This window comes from Streptomyces prasinopilosus (assembly GCF_001419695.1).
In the GTDB taxonomy this organism is placed as follows: Bacteria; Actinomycetota; Actinomycetes; order Streptomycetales; family Streptomycetaceae; genus Streptomyces; species Streptomyces prasinopilosus.
This window is the reverse complement of record NZ_LIRG01000819.1, coordinates 1-3,469: the sequence shown is the minus strand read 5'-3', so window position 1 is coordinate 3,469 and position 3,469 is coordinate 1. Positions and strand designations below refer to the sequence as shown.

The following is a 3,469-nucleotide window of genomic DNA, read 5'->3' as shown; positions in this document are numbered from 1 at the left end:
GGTGGGCGGGAGCAGCGTCGTCCACCCGGTCTCGTCCGACAGCAGTTCCTCCGGTCCCGGGGTGCCGGGCACCGAGGCGCCCTCGACCGACACGGCCCGGGGGTGGTTGCCGCGGAAGTGGGCGGTGTCGACGACGACGCCGTGGACGACTCCGGGTGCGCCGAGGCGGATCAGCGCCCAGTCGTGGTCCCCCTCCGCCGGCCAGGGGTCCCCGGCGGAGGGGCCGCGGCGGCGCCGGGTCTCCCAGCCGTCCATGACCTTGCCCTTGGGGCCGAAGCGCCCGGGGTCGAACACGGCGCGACCGGGCAGCAGCAGGTTCTCGCGTTCGGCGAAGAACTCGTCGGAGGCGGCGACGACACCGGCGCCGAGTCGGCGGTCGGCGAGGTCGGTGAGCCGGCTGAAGGGGAAGTCGGCGGTGCGGTAGTCCGCGTACGGGTCGCCCCCGTCGTAGGGGCGTGCGGCACCGGTGAAGCGGGGTGCCGGGTGGGCGGGCTGCGTGGTCACGGTGGTCCGGTCCTGCCTTTCGCCGGCCGGCGGGGGCCGCCGGGCATGAGCGGGGGCGGGTTCCCGGCCGGTGGCCGGCGGGTGCCGGCCGTCCGCCGTTCTCCCTCCCCCCGCCGGTCAGGGGAGGCGGGTCAGCAGCCGGCCCCGTGGTGCGGTGAACTCGCCGTCGGCCATGATGCGCCGGCCGCGCAGCCAGGTGGACTTCACGACGCCGTACAGGGTCCGGCCGGCGTACGCCGTCACGCGGTTGCGGTGCTGGAGTCCCGCCGGGTCGACGGTGAAGGTGTCGTCGGGGGCCAGGACGGCGAAGTCGGCGTCCCGGCCGGGTGCGATGGCGCCCTTGCGGTCGTCGAGGCCGACGAGTTCCGCCGGCCGTGCCGACATCCAGCGCACGACGTCCTCCAGGCCGTGTCCCCGTGCGCGGGCCCCGGTCCAGACGGCGGGCAGGCCGAGCTGGAGGCCGGAGACACCGCCCCAGGCGGTGGCGAAGTCGGCCGTCTTGAGGTCGGCGGTGGACGGGGAGTGGTCGCTGACCACGCAGTCGATGACGCCGTCCGCCAGTGCCCGCCAGAGCGGGTCCTGGTTGGCGGCTTCGCGGATGGGCGGGCAGCACTTGAACTCGGTGGCTCCGTCCGGGACTTCCTCGGCGGCGAGGGTCAGGTAGTGGGGGCAGGTCTCGACGGTGACGCGTACTCCGTCGGTCCTGGCCCGGGCGATCAGCGGCAGGGCGTCGCCGGAGGACAGGTGCAGGAGGTGCACGCGCGCGTCGAGGCGTTCCGCCTGCGCGAGGAGCAGGGCGACGGCGGTGTCCTCGGCGTCGCGCGGGCGGGAGGCGAGGAAGTCGGCGTACCGGGGGCCGCCGCGCTGCGGGGCGGCGGCGAGGCGGTCCGGGTCCTCGGCGTGCACGATGAGCAGTCCGCCGAAGGCGGCGATCTCCTCCAGGGTCCGGGCGAGCCGGTCCGGTCCCAGGTGCGGGAACTCGTCGACGCCGGACGGCGACAGGAAGGCCTTGAAACCGAAGACGCCGGCCTCGTGCAGCGGCCGCAGGTCCCCGGTGTTGCCGGGCAGGGCGCCGCCCCAGAAGCCGACGTCGACGTGGGTCCGGCCGGCGGCGGCCCGCCGTTTGGTGCGCAGGTGGGCGGTCGTCGTGGTCGGCGGGAGGGAGTTGAGCGGCATGTCGAGGAGCGTGGTGATGCCGCCGGCCGCCGCCGCGCGGGTGGCGGACCGGAAGCCCTCCCACTCGCTGCGGCCCGGATCGTTGACGTGCACGTGGGTGTCGACCAGGCCGGGCAGCAGGACGTCGTCGCCGAGGTCCGCGAGGCGGGCCGTCCCGGGGACCGGCGCCCCGTGGGGCAGGACGGCCGTGATCGTGCCGTCGGTGACGGCGACCGAGGCGGCCCGCGTCCCTTCGGGGGTGATGACGCGCGTCGAGCGCAGTACCAGTCCGGCGTCGGGCACCCGCACCCCCTCACCCCGGTTTCAACGTTCTGTTGAAGGAGTCTCCGCTCCCGCTCCCGCACCGTCAAGGACACCGCGCCCGTGCGGGCGACGGCGGCCACCCTTGGACGGTTCCGGTGAGCGGAATCGATACTCCGGTGAGCGGGATGCGGGGAGGGGCAGAAGGCCGGCCGGCCCGGCCGCCGGATAGGCTGCCCCTCCTTCCCGCCCGTCCGAAAGGAACGCGTCGTGCCGACGTCCAGCGCCAGCGCCAACGACTCCGTCCGGTCCGCTCCGGGCGGCGGAGTGCAGTCCCTCGAGCGCGCCTTCGACCTGCTGGAGCGGATGGCGGACGCGGGCGGCGAGGTGGGCCTCAGCGAGCTGTCGGCGAGCAGCGGACTGCCCCTGCCGACGATCCACCGGCTGATGCGCACCCTGGTCTCGTGCGGTTACGTGCGCCAGCAGCCCAGCCGCCGGTACGCGCTCGGCCCGCGCCTGATCCGGCTCGGCGAGTCCTCCTCCCGGCTGCTGGGCACCTGGGCGCGCCCGCACCTGGCCCGTCTGGTGGAGGAGACCGGCGAGACGGCCAACATGGCCCTGCTCGACGGGGACGAGGTCGTGTACGTCGCGCAGGTGCCGTCCAAGCACTCCATGCGGATGTTCACCGAGGTCGGCCGCCGGGTCCTGCCGCACTCCACCGGCGTGGGCAAGGCCCTGCTGGCCGGCCTGCCGCCGCAGGACGTGCGGGCCCTGCTCGCCCGCACCGGGATGCCCGCGGCGACGGACAGGACCATCACCACGCCGGAGGGTTTCCTGGCCGCGCTCGACGAGGTGCGCCGCCGGGGCTACGCCGTCGACGACAACGAGCAGGAGGTCGGCGTGCGGTGCCTCGCCGTCCCCGTGCCCGACGCCCCCACCCCGGCCGCCCTCTCGATCTCCGGTCCCGCGGGACGGGTCACGGAGGCGGCGACGGAGCGGATCGTGCCGGTGCTCCGGCAGGTGGCGGGGGAACTCTCCGAGGTGCTCACCGCGCCGGGCGGTCCGACGGTCTGACCCGGCCCGCCCCGGCCGGCCGTCCCGCGTGGTCGCAGCGCCCGCGCACGCCCCCTGCGAGAGCCGCGCGAACGGACCTGCGTCAGCCCCTCGGTGACGGTCCGAACAGGTCCACCGCGTCCCGCACCTCCCCCAGCCCCCGGCCCAGTGCGCTCACCGAGCCGATCGCGCCGGCGATCAGCAGCAGGGAACGGCGTAACCGGGGAATCTCGGGATTGCCGCCGGCCGCGTGGGCGTCCAGGGCGGCGAGTTCCTCCTCCGCGATGACCCGGTCGGGGAATTCCGCCGGATGGGCCGCCAGTTGGCGGCGCAGCCGGGCCACGGCGGAGCGCAGCTCCGTCACCCGTGGATCGTCCGCTCGACTGCCGGTCGCACGCTGCTGCTCTACGCTCCGCAACACAGTCCTCCCCCTCGCACGCGGTGGTGCGCCTCCCCACCGGCCCCGCCGCCCCGTCGGCCGGTGGGGAGGCGCACC

The 3,469-nt window shown here is 75.6% G+C and carries 3 protein-coding genes and 1 pseudogene; 1 reads left to right on the top strand and 3 read right to left on the bottom strand.

All coding sequences use genetic code 11. The features are described 5' to 3' along the window. A pseudogene (locus AOK18_RS27015) lies at window positions 1–504 on the bottom strand (allantoicase); the annotation flags it as partial. A 117-nt stretch (window positions 505–621) separates the two neighbouring features. Continuing rightward, window positions 622–1,962, bottom strand: coding sequence for an allantoinase AllB (allB, locus tag AOK18_RS27010; protein WP_055696030.1), 1,341 nt, complete (start codon window positions 1,960–1,962; stop codon window positions 622–624). A 228-nt stretch (window positions 1,963–2,190) separates the two neighbouring features. On the opposite strand from allB, the gene AOK18_RS27005 reads away from it, so the two are divergent. Continuing rightward, window positions 2,191–2,994 carry an IclR family transcriptional regulator gene (locus AOK18_RS27005; protein WP_055574248.1) on the top strand — a complete coding sequence of 268 codons (804 nt, stop codon included), beginning with the start codon at window positions 2,191–2,193 and terminating at the stop codon, window positions 2,992–2,994. A gap of 82 nt (window positions 2,995–3,076) precedes the next feature. Here the strand turns inward: AOK18_RS27005 and AOK18_RS27000 are convergent, their stop codons facing one another. Then, window positions 3,077–3,337 carry a DUF5955 family protein gene (locus tag AOK18_RS27000; protein WP_240503328.1) on the bottom strand — a complete coding sequence of 87 codons (261 nt, stop codon included), beginning with the start codon at window positions 3,335–3,337 and terminating at the stop codon, window positions 3,077–3,079. Window positions 3,338–3,469 lie beyond the last annotated feature (132 nt).